Consider the following 16,914-nt stretch of genomic DNA (forward strand, 5'->3'; position numbering starts at 1 on the left):
GAGAGGTGTCGGCTCGGGAGGAAAGTAACAAGGTTGCCGAACTGGCCAACTACGCGAGAGGCAAGATGACCCGCGCAGAGACCCCGAAAATCTCCCAGCCGTCGCTGGGCAACACCAGCCCCGAGGCGCTCGCCGCCGAAATCCTCCAGGCGCTGAAGTACCGGCTCGGCAAGGACGCCACGGTCGCCACCGACTACGACTGGCTCACCGCCTCGATCAAGGTCGTGCGCGACCGCATCGTCGACGAGTGGATATCGTCGACCAAGGAATCCTACGAGAAGAGCGCCAAGCGGGTTTATTACCTGTCGCTCGAGTTCCTGATCGGCCGCCTGATGCGGGATGCCTTCTCCAATCTCGGGCTGATGGACGCGATGCGCGAGGCGCTGGCCTCGCTCGGCGTCGAGTTCGACGTCATCGCCAAGCTGGAACCTGACGCGGCGCTCGGCAATGGCGGTCTCGGCCGGCTCGCAGCCTGCTTCATGGAGAGCATGGCGACCGTCGACATTCCCGCCCATGGCTACGGCATCCGCTATGCCAACGGCATGTTCCGGCAGGAAATCCATGACGGCTGGCAGGTCGAGCTTCCCGAGACCTGGCTGGAGCACGGCAACCCCTGGGAATTCGAACGCCGCGAGCGCGCCTTCGACGTGGGCTTCGGCGGGTCGGTGGAATCCGTCACCAACAAGGACGGCCGCCTCGAACGCCATGTCTGGAAGCCGACCGAGCACATGATCGCGGTCGCCTACGACACCCCCGTGGTCGGCTGGCGGGGATCGCGGGTCAACACGCTGCGCCTCTGGTCGGCGATACCGATCGACCCGATCCTGCTCGACGCCTTCAACGCCGGCGACCACATCGGCGCGCTGCGCGAGAGCAACAAGGCGGATGCGCTGTCGCGCGTGCTCTATCCGGCTGACGCGACGCCGGCCGGCCAGGAACTCCGGCTCCGCCAGGAGTACTTCTTCTCGACTGCCTCGCTGCAGGACATCCTCCAGCGCCATCTCAGCCAGTATGGCGATCTGCTGACGCTGCCCGAGAAGGCTGCGATCCATCTGAACGACACCCACCCGGCCGTCGCCGTGCCGGAACTGATGCGGCTCCTGATGGACGTCCACGGGCTCGACTTCGACACCGCCTGGGGGCTGACCAAGCGCACCTTCGCCTACACCAACCACACGCTCCTGCCCGAAGCGCTGGAAAGCTGGCCGGTGCCGCTGTTCGAGCGGCTTTTGCCGCGCCACATGCAGATCGTCTACGCGATCAACGCCGAGATCCTTCTGGAAGCGCGGGCCACCGGCCGCTTCGACGGCGAGCAGATCAGCCGCATCTCGCTGATCCAGGAGGATGGCGGGCGGCGCGTGCGCATGGGCAACCTCGCCTTCGTCGGCTCGCACAGCATCAACGGCGTCTCGGCGCTGCACACCGACCTGATGAAGGAGACGGTGTTCGCCGACCTGCACCGGCTCTATCCGGACCGCATCAACAACAAGACCAACGGGATCACGCCGCGCCGCTGGCTGATCCAGTGCAATCCCGGCCTGACGGGGCTGGCGCGCGAAGCCATCGGTGACCGCTTCCTCGACGATATCGAGGCGATCCGGGAACTCGATCCGCTCGCCGGCGACGCCGCCTTCCGCGAGAAGTTCGCCGCCGTGAAGCGGGCCAACAAGGAGCGGCTGTCGAACCTGGTGGCCGAGCGGCTGGGCATCAGGGTCGACCCGTCGGCGCTTTTCGACATCCAGATCAAGCGCATCCACGAATACAAGCGCCAGTTGCTCAACATCATCGAGGCGGTGGCGCTGTACGACCAGATCCGCTCGCACCCCGAGCGCGACTGGATGCCGAGGGTGAAGTTCTTCGGCGGCAAGGCGGCACCCAGCTACCACAACGCCAAGCTGATCATCAAACTGGCCAACGACGTCGCCAAGGTCGTCAACCGCGACCCCTCGGTTCGTGGCCTGCTGAAGGTCGTGTTCGTGCCGAACTACAATGTCAGCGCCGCCGAAATCCTGATGCCCGCGGCCGATCTCTCCGAGCAGATCTCGACGGCCGGCATGGAAGCGTCGGGCACCGGCAACATGAAGTTCGCGCTCAACGGCGCGCTGACCATCGGCACGCTCGACGGCGCCAATGTCGAGATCAAGGAACGCGTCGGCGACGACAACATCTTCATCTTCGGCCTGACCGCCAAGGAGGTGGCTGAGCGCCGCAACAACGGCTATCGGCCGGAAGCGGTGATCGACGGCTCGGCCGAACTCAAGCAGGCCGTCGCGGCGATTGCATCGGGCGTGTTCTCGCCCGACGACCCGAACCGCTATCGCGACCTGATGGACGGGCTCCACCAGCACGACTGGTTCATGGTCGCGGCCGACTTCGATGCCTACGCGGCAGCCCAAAGGCAGGTCGACGCGGTCTGGCGCGACAGTCCCGACTGGTACGCCCGCGCCATCCGCAACGTCGCGCGCGTCGGCTGGTTCTCCTCCGATCGCACCATCCGGCAATATGCGAAAGAAATCTGGAACGTGCCGGCTTGATGTGATTGCATGAACTGACCTCGCGACGATCCTTGGGAGGGGACGCCTCAACATGAAGAAGCCGCGCGCGGCCGCCGAGACGAAGCCGGAGTTCGCAAGAGCTTCGGACGGCGATATCGAGGCGATCGTCAACGGCACCCATGGCGATCCGTTCGCGGTTCTCGGGCTCCAGGAGGCGGACAAGGGGTTCGTCGCGCGCTGCTTCATCCCGCACGCCGAAACGGTGACTGCGCACACCCTACAGGGCAAGGCCTGTGGGGAACTCGAACGCAAGGGCGATGCGGGCTTCTTCGAAGGCAAGCTTTCGATCCGCAAGCGCCAGCCGCTCAGGTATCATGCCCGCAATGCCGGCGGCGAATGGTGGGTCAGCGACGCCTACAGCTTCGGTCCAGTGCTCGGGCCGATGGACGACTATTTCATCTCCGAGGGCTCGCACCGCCGGCTGTTCGACAAGCTCGGCGCGCATCTGATCTCGCATGAGGGGGCAAGCGGCGTGCATTTCGCCGTCTGGGCGCCGAACGCGCATCGCGTCTCGGTGGTCGGCGACTTCAACGACTGGGACGGCCGACGCCACCCGATGCGCAACCGGCAGGACACCGGCATCTGGGAAATCTTCGTTCCCGACATCGGCCCCGGCCGGCCCTACAAGTTCGAGATCATCGGCGCCCGCGGCGTGCGCCTGCCGCTGAAGGCCGATCCGTTCGCCTTCCACTCCGAGCTCAGGCCTGCGACCGCCTCGGTGACGGCAGCACCTTCGGACCACCAGTGGGGCGATGACAAGCACCGCGCTTACTGGAAGAGCGCCGACCAGCGCCGCGAGCCGATCAGCATCTACGAGGTTCATGCCGGCTCGTGGCAGCGCCGAGACGACGGCACCTTCCTGTCGTGGGACGAGCTCGCCGACCGGCTGATCCCCTATGCCGTCGAGACCGGCTTCACCCACATCGAGTTCCTGCCGATCTCGGAGCATCCCTACGATCCGTCATGGGGCTACCAGACGACCGGTCTCTATGCGCCAAGCGCGCGTTTCGGCGATCCCGACGGCTTTGCCCGCTTCGTCGATGGCGCCCATCGCGCCGGCCTTGGCGTCATTCTCGATTGGGTGCCGGCGCATTTCCCGACCGACGAGCATGGGCTCGCGCATTTCGACGGCACGGCACTCTACGAGCATGCCGATCCGCGCCAGGGTTTTCATCCCGACTGGAACACCGCGATCTACAATTTCGGCCGGCGCGAGGTGGTGTCCTTCCTCGTCAACAACGCGCTCTACTGGGCCGAGAAGTATCATGTCGACGGCCTGCGCGTGGATGCGGTGGCCTCGATGCTCTACCTCGACTACTCGCGCAAGGAAGGCGAGTGGATCCCCAACGAGTTCGGCGGCCGCGAAAACCTGGAGGCAGTGCACTTCCTGCAGAAGATGAATGCCGCCGTCTATGGCGCGCATCCCGGCGTGATGACCATCGCCGAGGAATCGACGTCGTGGCCGAAGGTGTCGCAGCCGGTGCACGAGGGCGGGCTGGGCTTCGGCTTCAAGTGGAACATGGGCTTCATGCACGACACGCTGGAGTACCTGTCGAAGGAGCCGATCCATCGCAAGCACCATCACAACGAGATCACCTTCGGGCTTCTATATGCCTTCAGCGAGAACTTCGTGCTGCCGCTGTCCCATGACGAGGTGGTGCACGGCAAGGGCACGCTGCTCAGCAAGATGGCCGGCGACGACTGGCAGAAATTCGCGACGCTCCGCGCCTACTACGCCTTCATGTGGGGCTATCCCGGCAAGAAGCTGCTGTTCATGGGGCAGGAGTTCGCCCAGCGCGCCGAATGGAACGAGGCCAAGGCGCTCGACTGGAACCTGCTCGACTTCGCCCCGCATCGTGGGGTCAGGCAGCTCGTGCGCGATCTCAACCAACTCTACCGCTCGCGATCGGCGCTGCACGCGCGCGACTGCGAACCGGAAGGCTTCGAGTGGCTGATCGTCGACGACGCCAGGAACTCGGTCTTTGCCTGGCTGCGCAAGGCGCCGGGTGCAGCACCGATTGCCGTGATCTCGAATTTCACCCCGGTGCCGCGCGAAAACTATCGCGTGCCGCTGCCCCAGGCGGGCACGTGGCGGGAAGTCTTCAACTCGGACGCGCTCGACTATGGCGGGTCCGGCAAGGGCAACGGCGGCATGGTCACCGCGCGGCAGGCGGACGGAGGAGGGGCAGCAGGGACGCTGCTTCTGCCGCCGCTGGCGACGGTCATGCTCGAACTTGTGGCGGACTGAGCAGGGAGGATGCCATGGAACCGAAGAGAAACCAGCCACTGGCCCGCGATGCCATGGCCTATGTGCTGGCCGGCGGCCGCGGCAGCCGGCTGAAGGAACTGACCGACCGGCGCGCCAAGCCGGCGGTCTATTTCGGCGGCAAGACGCGCATCATCGACTTTGCGCTGTCAAATGCGCTGAACTCGGGCATCCGCCGCCTCGGCGTCGCGACGCAATACAAGGCGCATTCGCTGATCCGTCACCTGCAGCGGGGCTGGAACTTCCTCAGGCCCGAGCGAAACGAGAGCTTCGACATCCTGCCCGCCAGCCAGCGCGTTTCCGAAACGCAGTGGTACGAGGGCACGGCGGATGCGGTGTACCAGAACATCGACATCATCGAGGCCTATGGCCCCGAATACATGGTCATCCTCGCCGGCGACCACATCTACAAGATGGACTACGAGCTGATGCTGCGCCAGCACGTCGATGCCGGCGCCGACGTCACCGTGGGCTGCCTGGAAGTGCCGCGCATGGAGGCGACCGGCTTCGGCGTGATGCATGTCGACAAGAAGGACAACATCATCTCCTTCATCGAAAAGCCCGCCGATCCGCCAGGCATCCCCGACAACCCGGATTTCGCGCTGGCCTCGATGGGCATCTATGTCTTCAGGACCAAGTTCCTGATGGAGCAGCTGCGCCGCGACGCCGCCGAACCGGATTCGAGCCGCGACTTCGGCAAGGACATCATCCCCTACATCGTCCAGCACGGTAAGGCCGTGGCGCACCGCTTCACCAAGTCCTGCGTGCGCTCGACGGCCGAGGCCGAACCCTACTGGCGCGACGTGGGAACTGTCGATGCCTATTGGGAGGCGAACATCGACCTGACCGACGTGACGCCGGAACTCGATCTCTACGACCGCGACTGGCCGATCTGGACCTATTCGGAGCTGACTCCGCCCGCCAAGTTCGTCCACGACGAGGACGGCCGGCGCGGCCAGGCGATTTCGTCGCTGGTCTCGGGCGACTGCATCGTCTCGGGCGCATCGCTGAAGCGCAGCCTGATCTTCACCGGTGCGCGCATCAACTCCTACGCCTCGCTCGAGGACGTGGTGATGCTGCCGGCCTGCCATGTCGGCCGCAACGCCCAGCTCAAAAGAGTTGTCATCGATCATGGCGTACACATCCCCGAAGGGCTGGTCGTCGGCGAGGATCCCGACCTGGACGCCAAGCGCTTCCGCGTCTCGGAGAAGGGCATCTGCCTGATCACCCAGGACATGATCAACAGGCTGGAGCTTTAGCCGGTGCAGGTACTTTCGGTCACGCCCGAGATATTTCCGCTGATCAAGACGGGCGGGCTGGCCGACGTGACGGGCGCGCTGCCGCCCGCCTTGGCCGGGCTGGGCGTCGAAATGCGCAGCCTCGTGCCGGGCTACCCGGCGGTGATGGCGGCGCTCAAAAAGAAGAAGGCGGTGCACCAGTACACGGCGTTGCAAGGCGGCAAGGCGACGGTCCATGCGGCGCAGGTGGCGGGGCTCGACCTTTTGGTGCTGGACGCACCGCATCTGTTCGACAGGCCGGGCGGGCCTTATGGCGACGCCACCGGTGCCGACTGGCAGGACAACTGGAAGCGCTTTGCCGCCCTCGGCCGCGTCGGCGCCGACATCTCTACCGGGGTGGTGGCTGGCTACAAACCCGATGTCGTGCACGCCCATGACTGGCAATCGGCGATGACGCTGGCCTACATGCGCTACGGCGAGGCGGCGAACGTGCCGTCGGTGATGACGGTGCATAATCTCGCCTTCCAGGGCCAGTTCGGCGCCAACGTCTTTTCCGGCCTCGGCCTGCCGCCGCAGGCGATGGCGCTGGATGGCGTCGAATATTACGGCGGCGTCGGATTTCTGAAGGCCGGCCTGCAGGCGGCCTGGGCGATCACGACGGTCAGCCCGACCTATGCCCAGGAAATCCGCTCGCCGGCCTTCGGCATGGGGCTGGACGGGCTCATCAACCTGCGCTCGGCCGACCTGCTCGGCATCGTCAACGGCATCGACGACGACATCTGGAACCCCGAGACCGACCCGCATCTGGCCGCGACCTATTCGGCGAAGAGCCTGAAGGGGCGCAAGGCCAACAAGCGGGCGATCGAGGAGCGCATGCAGCTCGACCGCGAGGAGGGGCCGATCTATTGCGTGGTCAGCCGCCTGACCTGGCAGAAGGGCATCGACATCCTTGCCGCGATCGTCGATGCGGTCGTGGCCTCCGGAGCCCGGCTTGCGATCCTCGGTTCGGGCGATGCGGGCCTCGAAGGCGCGCTGCTGGCCGCCGCCGCCCGCCATCGCGGGCGCGTCGGCGTCGTCATCGGCTATGACGAGGCCCTGTCGCATCTGCTGCAGGGCGGCGCCGACGGCATCCTGATCCCGTCGCGCTTCGAGCCCTGCGGCCTGACCCAGCTCTACGGCCTGCGCTATGGCTGCGTGCCGCTGGTTGCGCGCACCGGCGGGCTGGCCGACACCGTCATCGACGCCAACGAGGCAGCGGTCGCGGCAGGGGTTGCGACGGGGTTCCAGTTCGCGCCGGAGAATGCCGGCGCCTTCCACCATGCCATCCTCAGGGCCAATGCGCTCCATGCCGACCCGAGCACATGGGCCGCGATCCAGAAGCAGGGGATGAAGGCGGATGTTTCATGGGACCGCAGTGCCCGGAAATACGCCGCACTTTATGGCAAGCTTCTCTCAAAAAGGGATGCCTGAATGATTCGTACCGTTGCCACCACGCCCTTCAGCGACCAGAAGCCCGGCACGTCGGGCCTACGCAAGAAGGTGCCCGTCTTCCAGCAGCCGAACTACGTCGAGAACTTCGTGCAGTCGGTTTTCGATTCGCTCGAGGGCTTTGCCGGCAAGACGCTGGTCGTTGGCGGCGACGGCCGCTTCTACAATCGCGAGGTGATCCAGAAGGTGATCGCCATGGCGGTTGCCAACGGCTTCGGCCGCGTGGTCGTCGGCCAGGGCGGCATCCTGTCGACGCCGGCGGCGTCGAACCTGATCCGCAAGCGCAAGGCCTTCGGCGGGCTCATCCTGTCGGCCAGCCACAATCCCGGCGGCCCGAGCGAGGATTTCGGCATCAAGTACAATGCCGAGAACGGCGGCCCGGCGCCCGAAAAGCTGACGGACGCCATCTACGCCCGCAGCACGGCGATCGCGAGCTACAAGATCGCCGATGTCGGTGCGGTCGATCTCGACAAGCTCGGCACCTTCGAGGTCGGCGGCATGAAGGTCGAGGTCGTCGACCCGGTGGCCGACTATGCCGAGCTGATGGAGAGCCTGTTCGACTTCGACGCGCTCAGGGCGCTGTTCAAGTCGGGCTTCCGCATGGCCTTCGACGCCATGCATGCGGTCACCGGCCCCTACGCCAAGGAAATCCTCGAACGCCGCCTCGGCGCCCCGGAGGGGACCGCGCGCAACTTCGTGCCGCTCGAGGATTTCGGCGGCCATCATCCCGACCCCAACCTGGTGCACGCCAAGGATCTCTATGACGAGATGATGGGGCCGGATGCCCCGGACTTCGGCGCGGCCTCGGACGGCGACGGCGACCGCAACCTGATCATCGGCCGCGGCATCTTCATCACGCCTTCGGATTCGCTGGCGATGCTCGCCGCCAACGCCCATCTCGCGCCGGGCTACAAGGCGGGCCTCAAGGGCATCGCGCGTTCGATGCCGACCAGTGGCGCTGCCGACCGGGTGGCCGAAAAGCTCGGCATAGGCATTTACGAGACGCCGACCGGCTGGAAGTTCTTCGGCAACCTGCTCGACGCCGGCATGGCGACGATCTGCGGCGAGGAAAGTGCCGGCACCGGCTCCGACCACGTGCGCGAGAAGGACGGGCTGTGGGCGGTGCTTTTGTGGCTCAACATCCTGGCCGCGCGCGGCGAGAGCGCCAAGGACATCGCCGCCAAGCACTGGGCGACCTATGGCCGCAACTACTACTCGCGCCACGACTACGAGGAGGTCGAGACCGACCGCGCCAACGCGCTGGTCGACGGGCTCAGGGCCAAGCTCGCCTCGCTGCCGGGCACCAGCGTGCAGGGCATGAAGATCGCCAGCGCCGACGACTTCGCCTACAACGACCCGGTCGACGGCTCGGTCAGCAGGAACCAGGGCATCCGCATCCTGTTCGAGGGCGGCTCGCGCGTGGTCTTCCGCCTGTCGGGCACCGGCACCTCGGGCGCGACGCTGCGCGTCTACATCGAGCGTTTCGAACCCGATCCGGCGCGCCATGGCCTCGACACGCAGGCAGCGCTCGCCGACCTGATCCAGGCGGCCGAAGACATCGCCGGCATCCGCGGCCACACCGGCCGCGACAGGCCGAGCGTGATTACGTGATACGGACGATGACGGCCGATCTCCCCCCTCGTGGGGGAGATGCCCGGCAGGACAGAGGGGGGCAACGTAGAGTGCCCATTTCTGATCGCCGCAACGGAACTGCGCCGCACGTTCTTCATAGCCGGCTAGATTGCGTTCCTTCCCACCCCCCTCTGTCCTGCCGGACATCTCCCCCACAAGGGGGGAGATTGGCCAACCGCACGCGTCCCGCCCGATGATGAAGCGTCGCCCCGACGAAAAATTGGGCGCGACCATCACCGATGGCGGCATCCGCTTCGCTGCCTGGTCGGGCGCGGCGGAGCGCATGTGGGTTGCGATCTTCGATGCCGAAGGCAAGGCGGAGACGAACCGGCTGGAGCTTGAAAGTCAAGTCGATGGCGTCTTCGCCTTGACCGTTCCGGGATTGGCGGAGGGGACCTGCTACGGCTTCCGTGCCGATGGTGCCTACGCGCCCGAAGAGGGTCTATGGTTCGATCCAGACAAGCTGCTGGTCGATCCATATGCGGTCCGCATCGACCGGCCCTACCGCTACGACGGCAGGCTGGCGGCGCGGCGCGGTGAGGGGACGGATACGGCCGGGCTGATGCCGAAGGCGGTGGTGCAGACGCTGCCGCGAGTTGAACGGACCGCGCCGGTCTTCCGGCCCGGCGGTCTGATCTACGAGGTGCCGGTGCGCGCCTTCACGATGGCTCATCCTGGGGTGCCGAAACGTCTCCGCGGCACGATCCGTGCACTTGCGGAGCCGGTCGTGATCGAGCACTTCGTCAAGCTCGGGGTATCGGCGGTCGAATTGATGCCGGTCACGGCGACGATGGACGAGCGGCACCTGCCGGCGCTGGGGCTGAGCAATGCCTGGGGCTACAATCCCGTGACCTTCATGGCGCTCGATCCACGGCTTGCGCCCAACGGCATCGATGACCTCCGCCAGGCCGTGGTAGCACTTCGCGACGCGGGCATCGGCGTACTCCTCGACCTGGTGTTCAACCATACCGCCGAAAGCGACGAGCTCGGCCCGACGCTGTCGCTGCGCGGGTTGGACAACCGCGCCTACTATCGTTCCGCCGATGACCCGGGTCGCTACGTCAACGACACCGGCACCGGCAACACGCTCGCTTGCGACCATCCCATCGCCCGGGAACTTATCCTCGACAGCCTCCGGCATTTTGTCCTCCATGCCGGCGTCGACGGGTTTCGCTTCGATCTGGCGCCGGTCCTGGGGCGGGTCGGCGGCGAGTTCAGCGCGGATGCCCCATTGCTGAGGGCGATGTGCGACGACCCGGTCATCGGCGACCGCGTGCTGATCGCCGAACCGTGGGACATCGGCCACAACGGCTACAGGCTGGGCGGCTTCCCTTACAAGTTCCTCGAATGGAACGACCGCTATCGCGACGACGTCCGCCGCTTCTGGCGAGGTGATCGTGGCATGGTCGGCGCACTGGCGACGCGGCTCGCCGGCTCGTCGGACGTGTTCGGCGGCGGCGCGCGCACACGGACGGTCAATTTCGTCGCCGCCCATGACGGCATGACGCTGGCCGACATCGTTCGCTACGAACGCAAGCACAACGAGGCGAACGGCGAGCACAACCACGACGGCCACAACGAGAACTTCTCCTGGAACAACGGCGTCGAGGGCGAAAGCCGCGATCCCGAAATAGCGGCCGAGCGGGAAGCCGACATGCGCGCCTTGCTGGCGACGCTGTTTGCCTCGCGCGGCACCATCATGCTGACCGCCGGCGACGAGTTCGGCCGCACGCAACATGGCAACAACAACGCCTATGCCCAGGACAACGAGCTGACCTGGCTGGACTGGGCCGAGCGCGACACCGGCCTGGAAGATTTCGTCGCATTGCTCTCCAGGCTGCGGCGAGACTTCCCGGCCCTTGGCGAGCTTGGCTTCCTGAGTGGTGCACTGCGTGACGGAGGGACGGTCGCCGATGTCGAATGGCTGACCGAGGCGGGCCGACCGATGAGCGACGCCAACTGGCGCGAGCCCGACCGCCGTTGCCTGGCCATGCTCTTGGGGAGCGGCACGCCCCACGGGGGGCGGCTGGCGGTGCTGGTCAATGGCGCACGGCGCAACGCCTCCTTCGTCCTGCCTCGGCGCGAAGGCTTAGAATGGCGGCCGGCTGCCGGCGGCCCCGAGGCTGCGGGAGACAAGCTTGCCGTGCCCGCACGCAGCGTAGGCTTCGCGCGCGAGACGCCGGTGGGCACTGAGGCGAAAGGACAATGACGATGCAGGCTTCGAGCAAGGGCGATGATTGGTGGCGCGGCTGCGTCATCTACCAGGTCTATCCGCGCTCCTACCAGGACTCGACCGGCGACGGCAGCGGCGACCTTGCCGGCATCACGCGCCGCCTGCCGCACATCGCAGCGCTCGGCGCGGATGCGGTCTGGCTGTCGCCCTTCTTCAAGTCGCCGATGGCCGACATGGGTTACGACGTCTCGGACTATTGCGACGTCGACCCGATGTTCGGCTCGCTCGCCGATTTCGATGCGCTGGTCGCAGAGGCGCATCGGCTCGGCCTCAAGATCATCATCGACCAGGTGCTGTCGCACTCGTCCGACAAGCATCCCTGGTTCGTGGAGAGCCGCGCCAGCCGCGACAATGAAAAGGCCGACTGGTACGTCTGGGCAGACCCGAAGCCGGACGGCACCGCGCCCAACAACTGGATGTCGATCTTCGGCGGTCCGGCCTGGGAGTGGGATTCGACGCGCAGGCAATATTACCTGCACAACTTCCTCGCCTCGCAGCCCGATCTCAATTTTCACAATCCCGAGGTCCGGAAGGCGCTGCTGGAAACGGTGCGCTTCTGGCTCGACCGGGGCGTCGACGGCTTCCGCCTTGACACGGTGAACTTCTACGTCCACGACAAGTGGCTGAGGGACAATCCGCCGCTGGAGAAGAGCATCTCGGGCGAGATCGACGAGAAGAACCCTTACGAATACCAGGATCACCTGTTCGACAAGACGCGTCCTGAGAACATCGAATTCCTCAAGCGATTCAGGATCTTGCTGGACGAATTCGGCGGCCGCGCCTCGGTCGGCGAGGTGGGCGACGGCGAGCGCTCGCTGCAGACGGTCGCCAACTACACGTCGGGCGGCGACAAGCTGCACATGTGCTACACCTTCGACCTCCTGGGGCCGAAGTTCTCGGCCGGACATGTGCGCAAGTGCATCGCCGACTTCGAGGCCGCGGTTGCCGACGGCTGGGTGTGCTGGGCCTTCTCCAACCATGACGTGATCCGCCACGTGACCCGCTGGACACGGCCCGGGGGCGACCCCGGAGCGGTGGCCAGGTTCTCGATCGCGCTGCTCGCCTGCCTGCGCGGATCGATCTGCATCTACCAGGGCGAGGAACTCGGTTTCGGCGAGGCGGAACTCGCCTTCGAGGATCTGCGCGACCCCTACGGGATCCGCTTCTGGCCGGGCTACAAGGGGCGCGACGGTTGCCGCACGCCGATGGTCTGGGACGCCCAGGCGGAACAGGGCGGCTTTAGCGACGGCAGGCCATGGCTGCCGATCCCTGCCGAGCACCGCGCGCTCGCGGCCGACCGGCAACTGCGCGATCCGGCATCGATTCTGTCGCACTATGGCGCCGTGCTGGCGGCGCGGCGCCAGCATCCAGAGCTTATCCACGGCTCGATTTCGTTGCTCGAAACCAACGACGACGTTCTGGCCTTCGTGCGCACCGCCGGCGGCCGGAGGCTGATCTGCGCCTTCAACTTCTCCGAGCGCGAGGCGCTGTTGCCGCTGAACGGCGAGGATTCCAGCCTCGGTAAAGTCGACTTCCCGGGCTCGGGCGGGGCGCGGAGGGGGGACCGGCTTGTCATCCCGCCGCTCGGTTATCTTATCGGACGCTTGTTTTGAACGCGCTCAGGTTGACTTTAGGTGAGCACGAGTCGTGTTGAAATAAGAAATTGTCGTGGATAGTGTTCAGCCACCGCTGGCGCTTGGGAACGCCAGCCCGCTCAACGAAGCCGGCCAAGTCCGGCATTCGGGCGCAACTAGGCGAGGCCGTGTCTACGGGGAACACGCCGACTTGGGAGAATGAAGCCATGCTGAAAAACTTGCTGAAAGCGACTGTGTTTGCCACGACACTGGCGCTGGCCGCCGGCGCGGTATCGATGCCGGCCTTTGCCGAAGTGGTCTACAACCGCGGCAACTCCGCCGATCCGGAATCGCTTGATCCGCACAAGACCTCGACGGTCTATGAGGCGCACATCCTGCGCGACCTGTTCGAAGGCCTGGTGATGCAGGACCAGAAGGCCGAGATCATTCCGGGCGCGGCCGAAAGCTGGACGGTCTCGGACGATGGCACCGTCTACACCTTCAAGCTGCGCCAGGGCGCGACCTGGTCCGATGGCAGCCCGGTGACGGCAGACGACTTCGTTTACTCGTTCCGCCGCCTCCAGGATCCGGCCACCGGCGCCGAGTATGCATCGATGCTCTACGTCGTGAAGAATGGCGAAGAGGTGAACAAGGGCAAGATGAAGCCGGAAGAACTTGGCGTGCGCGCGGTCGACGCCAACACCTTCGAGGTCACGCTGAAGGCCCCGACCCCGTATTTCCTCGAAATGCTGACGCATCAGTCTACATATCCGGTCAACAAGGCAGCTATCGAGAAGCTCGGCGCCGATTGGATCAAGCCCGGAAACCTGGTGTCGAACGGTGCATTCACGCTCGCTGAGTTCGTGCCGAACGATCACATCAAGCTGGTCAAGAACCCGAAGTTCCATGACGCAGCCAATGTGAAGCTCGACGTCGTCAACTACTATCCGACCGAGGATCGCTCGACCGCCATCAAGCGCTTCGAGGCCGGCGAGCTCGACTCGAACGACGACATTCCGACCGAGCAGATGGCCGACCTGAAGGCCAAGTTCGGCGATCAGCTGCGCATCGGCGCCTATCTCGGCACCTACTACTACGCGATCAAGACCGACAAGGCTCCCTGGGACAATGTCGAGCTGCGCAACGCCGTCTCGATGGCTATCGACCGCGACTTCCTCGCCGAGAAGGTCTGGCAGAATTCGATGCTGCCCGGCTATTCGATGGTGCCGCCCGGCATCGAGGGCTACACGCCTTCGGTCGCCAAGTTCGCCGAGATGTCGCAGATCGACCGTGAGGACGAAGCCAAGAAGATCCTCGAGAAGCTCGGCTACGGCCCGGACAAGCCGCTGAAGATGGAGATCCGCTACAACACGTCGGAGAACCACAAAAACACGGCGGTCGCGATCCAGGAGCAACTGAAGCCGCTCGGCATCGAAGTGTCGCTGCTCAATACCGACACCAAGACGCACTACGGGCACCTGGAGCAGAAGGGTGACTTCGACGTCGCCCGCGCCGGCTGGATTGCCGATTACAAGGATCCCGAAAGCTTCCTCGGCATCTCGCGCAAGGCCTCGGGCAACAACTACTCGAACTACAACAGCCCGAAATTCGAAGAGCTGATGGACAAGGCTGCGGCCGATGGCGGCAAGCCGGAAGCCCGCCTGAAGGACATGCAGGAAGCAGAACGCGTGCTGATCGACGATGTCGGCCAGATCCCGCTGCTCTACTACAGCTACAAGAACCTGGTTTCGCCGAAGCTCAAGGGCTTTGACGAAAACGTCATGGACGTGCACCCCTCGCGCTTTGTCAGCAAGGAATAGTCCCGGCACTGCCGCCGTCCCCGAACCGGGGGCGGCGGTTTCCCGGGTTTCTTGCGAGGCGTAGGTACGATGTTCCTCTATGTTTTCAGGCGGCTTTTGACCGCGATCCCGACGATGTTCGTCATCGTCACACTTGCCTTCTTCCTGATCCGCGTCGCCCCCGGCGGCCCCTTCAACCAGGAGCGGGGCCTCAGTCCCGAGATCAAGGCCAATCTCGAAGCGCAGTTCGGTCTCAGCGACCCGCTCTGGCTGCAGTACGTCAACTATCTGAAGAATCTGCTGCAGGGTAATTTCGGTCCGAGCTACAACCTGCCGGACTTCACCGTCACCGAGCTTTTCGCCAAGGGCCTGCCGATTTCGATTCAGCTCGGGGGCTCGGCGCTGATTCTGGCGCTGGCCGTCGGCACCGTGCTCGGCGTGATCGCTGCGCTCAACCAGAACAAGGTCGGCGACTATTCGGTCATCGCGCTGGCGACTGCAGGCAGCACGATTCCGACCTTCGTGATCGCGCCGGTTATCCAGTTGCTGTTCGGCCTGACCTGGAAGCTGCTGCCGATCGGCGGATGGGGCGACGGTGCGCTGATCAACAAGATCGGTCCGATCATCACCCTGTCGCTGCCGCAGATCGCCATCGTCGCGCGCCTGATGCGTGGATCGATGATCGAGTCGCTGCGCTCCAATCACATCCGCACGGCAAAGGCACTGGGGCTTTCCAACTGGTCGGTCGTGGTCAAACACGCCTTGCGCGGTGCCGTCCTGCCGATCGTTTCCTATGCGGGCCCCGCAGCCGCGGCCCTTCTGACCGGCTCGATCGTGGTGGAGACCATCTTCGCAATTCCGGGCGTTGGGCGCTACTTCGTCGATGCCGCGCTCAACCGCGACTACACGCTCGTCATGGGGACCGTCGTCGTCATCGCGCTGTTCACCATCGCCTTCAACCTGATCGTCGACATTCTCTACGCGGTCTTCGACCCGAGGGTCCGCTATGACTGATACCGCCATCGCCACGCCCGTCGTCGGGCGTTCCCTGTGGGCTGACGCCTGGGCGCGCCTCAAGGCCAACAAGGCTGCCATGGTCAGCCTGTTCTATCTCATCTTCATCGCCGTCGTCTGTATTGCCGGTCCACTGTTCGTGCCGCATCAGTACACGACCATCTACGCCGACTACGTCCGCACGCCGCCGAGCCTTTCTGCCTATCCGAAGCCGGAGATGGTCGAAACCGCTTTGAACGACGTGGTCAAGCGCATGCGCGTCGATCTCAAGGAATGGCGCCAGGAGGGCGAGCAGGTGTTCATGACGCTCAGCTCGACCAAGCCCATCGACGAGCGCAACATCCGCTACGTCGACCGTTCCGACACGCTCGACGGCGGGAAGGTCGAGAGCAAGTCTGCCGACGGGCTTTCGATGGTGGTCAGCGCCTCGATCAAGCAGCAATATTTCCTCTTCGGTACCGACAACACCGGCCGCGACCTGCTGTCGCGGACCCTGATGGCGGGCCGCATCTCGCTTGCGATCGGACTGCTCGCCGGCATCGTCGCGGTGGTCATCGGCGTTATCTACGGCGCCACGTCCGGGTTCATGGGCGGCAAGACCGACGAGGTCATGATGCGCATCGTCGACGTGCTCTATTCGCTGCCGTTCATCTTCTTCGTCATCATGCTCGTCGTCTTTTTCGGGCGGAACTTCGTCTTGATGTTCCTGGCGGTGGGCGCGGTGCTGTGGCTCGACATGGCACGCATCGTCCGCGGTCAGGCGCTGTCGATCCGCAGGCAGGAGTATGTGCAGGCGGCGGAAGCCCTCGGCGTGCGGTCGCGCGGGATCGTGCAGAGGCACGTGATCCCCAACCTGCTCGGACCGGTGGTGATCTACATGACGCTGCTGGTGCCGCAGGTCATCATCCTGGAGAGCTTCCTGTCCTTCCTGGGGCTCGGCGTGCAGGAGCCGATGACGAGCTGGGGCGTGCTCATCTCCGTCGGCGCCAAGAACATCGGCACTGCCAACTGGCTGCTTCTGTTCCCAGCCTTTTTCCTGGTGTCCACGCTGTTCGCGCTGAATTTCATCGGCGACGGGCTGCGCGACGCCCTCGATCCGAAGGACAGGTGAGGCG

10 protein-coding genes are annotated in these 16,914 nt (G+C 65.1%); all 10 read left to right on the forward strand.

Annotation, left to right across the window (positions count from 1 at the left end; genetic code table 11):
* The first annotated feature begins 65 nt into the window (after positions 1 to 65).
* The 10 genes from PV773_RS02185 (at position 66) to PV773_RS02230 (ending at position 16,910) form a co-directional block, all read left to right on the forward strand.
* Entirely contained in the window at positions 66 to 2,534 is a 2,469-nt protein-coding gene (locus PV773_RS02185; RefSeq protein ID WP_347964753.1) for a glycogen/starch/alpha-glucan phosphorylase, read from the forward strand.
* 52 nt (positions 2,535 to 2,586) lie between these two features.
* On the forward strand, positions 2,587 to 4,803 hold the full coding sequence (glgB, locus tag PV773_RS02190; protein ID WP_347964754.1) for a 1,4-alpha-glucan branching protein GlgB: 2,217 nt from the start codon (positions 2,587 to 2,589) through the stop codon (positions 4,801 to 4,803).
* Between the two features lie 14 nt (positions 4,804 to 4,817).
* Entirely contained in the window at positions 4,818 to 6,080 is a 1,263-nt protein-coding gene (glgC, locus tag PV773_RS02195) for a glucose-1-phosphate adenylyltransferase (RefSeq protein ID WP_347964755.1), read from the forward strand.
* A gap of 3 nt (positions 6,081 to 6,083) precedes the next feature.
* A complete protein-coding gene (gene glgA, locus PV773_RS02200; RefSeq protein ID WP_347964756.1) occupies positions 6,084 to 7,529 on the forward strand; it encodes a glycogen synthase GlgA in 1,446 nt (481 codons plus the stop codon).
* Entirely contained in the window at positions 7,530 to 9,158 is a 1,629-nt protein-coding gene (locus tag PV773_RS02205) for an alpha-D-glucose phosphate-specific phosphoglucomutase (RefSeq protein ID WP_347964757.1), read from the forward strand.
* A gap of 214 nt (positions 9,159 to 9,372) precedes the next feature.
* On the forward strand, positions 9,373 to 11,388 hold the full coding sequence (glgX, locus tag PV773_RS02210; RefSeq protein WP_347964758.1) for a glycogen debranching protein GlgX: 2,016 nt from the start codon (positions 9,373 to 9,375) through the stop codon (positions 11,386 to 11,388).
* Positions 11,385 to 13,025, forward strand: coding sequence for an alpha-glucosidase family protein (locus PV773_RS02215; protein WP_347964759.1), 1,641 nt, complete (start codon positions 11,385 to 11,387; stop codon positions 13,023 to 13,025). The genes glgX and PV773_RS02215 overlap by 4 nt, the downstream gene beginning before the upstream one ends.
* Positions 13,026 to 13,213: 188 nt before the next feature.
* Entirely contained in the window at positions 13,214 to 14,806 is a 1,593-nt protein-coding gene (locus PV773_RS02220) for a peptide ABC transporter substrate-binding protein (RefSeq protein WP_347964760.1), read from the forward strand.
* A gap of 69 nt (positions 14,807 to 14,875) precedes the next feature.
* Positions 14,876 to 15,799, forward strand: a complete 924-nt coding sequence (locus tag PV773_RS02225) for an ABC transporter permease subunit (RefSeq protein WP_347964761.1) — start codon at positions 14,876 to 14,878, stop codon at positions 15,797 to 15,799.
* Positions 15,792 to 16,910 carry an ABC transporter permease subunit gene (locus PV773_RS02230; protein ID WP_347964762.1) on the forward strand — a complete coding sequence of 373 codons (1,119 nt, stop codon included), beginning with the start codon at positions 15,792 to 15,794 and terminating at the stop codon, positions 16,908 to 16,910. The genes PV773_RS02225 and PV773_RS02230 overlap by 8 nt, the downstream gene beginning before the upstream one ends.
* Positions 16,911 to 16,914 lie beyond the last annotated feature (4 nt).

Origin of the sequence: Mesorhizobium sp. CC13, from assembly GCF_039907765.1 — a bacterium.
GTDB lineage: Bacteria > Pseudomonadota > Alphaproteobacteria > Rhizobiales > Rhizobiaceae > Aminobacter.

Excerpts from the sequence above, each read along its gene's own strand:
- PV773_RS02185 (WP_347964753.1), top strand. The coding sequence starts at position 66 with ATGACCCGCGCAGAGACCCCGAAAATCTCCCAGCCGTCGCTGGGCAAC.
- glgB (WP_347964754.1), top strand. The coding sequence starts at position 2,587 with ATGAAGAAGCCGCGCGCGGCCGCCGAGACGAAGCCGGAGTTCGCAAGA.
- glgC (WP_347964755.1), top strand. The coding sequence starts at position 4,818 with ATGGAACCGAAGAGAAACCAGCCACTGGCCCGCGATGCCATGGCCTAT.
- PV773_RS02205 (WP_347964757.1), top strand. The coding sequence starts at position 7,530 with ATGATTCGTACCGTTGCCACCACGCCCTTCAGCGACCAGAAGCCCGGC.
- glgX (WP_347964758.1), top strand. The coding sequence starts at position 9,373 with ATGATGAAGCGTCGCCCCGACGAAAAATTGGGCGCGACCATCACCGAT.
- PV773_RS02215 (WP_347964759.1), top strand. The coding sequence starts at position 11,385 with ATGACGATGCAGGCTTCGAGCAAGGGCGATGATTGGTGGCGCGGCTGC.
- PV773_RS02220 (WP_347964760.1), top strand. The coding sequence starts at position 13,214 with ATGCTGAAAAACTTGCTGAAAGCGACTGTGTTTGCCACGACACTGGCG.
- PV773_RS02225 (WP_347964761.1), top strand. The coding sequence starts at position 14,876 with ATGTTCCTCTATGTTTTCAGGCGGCTTTTGACCGCGATCCCGACGATG.
- PV773_RS02230 (WP_347964762.1), top strand. The coding sequence starts at position 15,792 with ATGACTGATACCGCCATCGCCACGCCCGTCGTCGGGCGTTCCCTGTGG.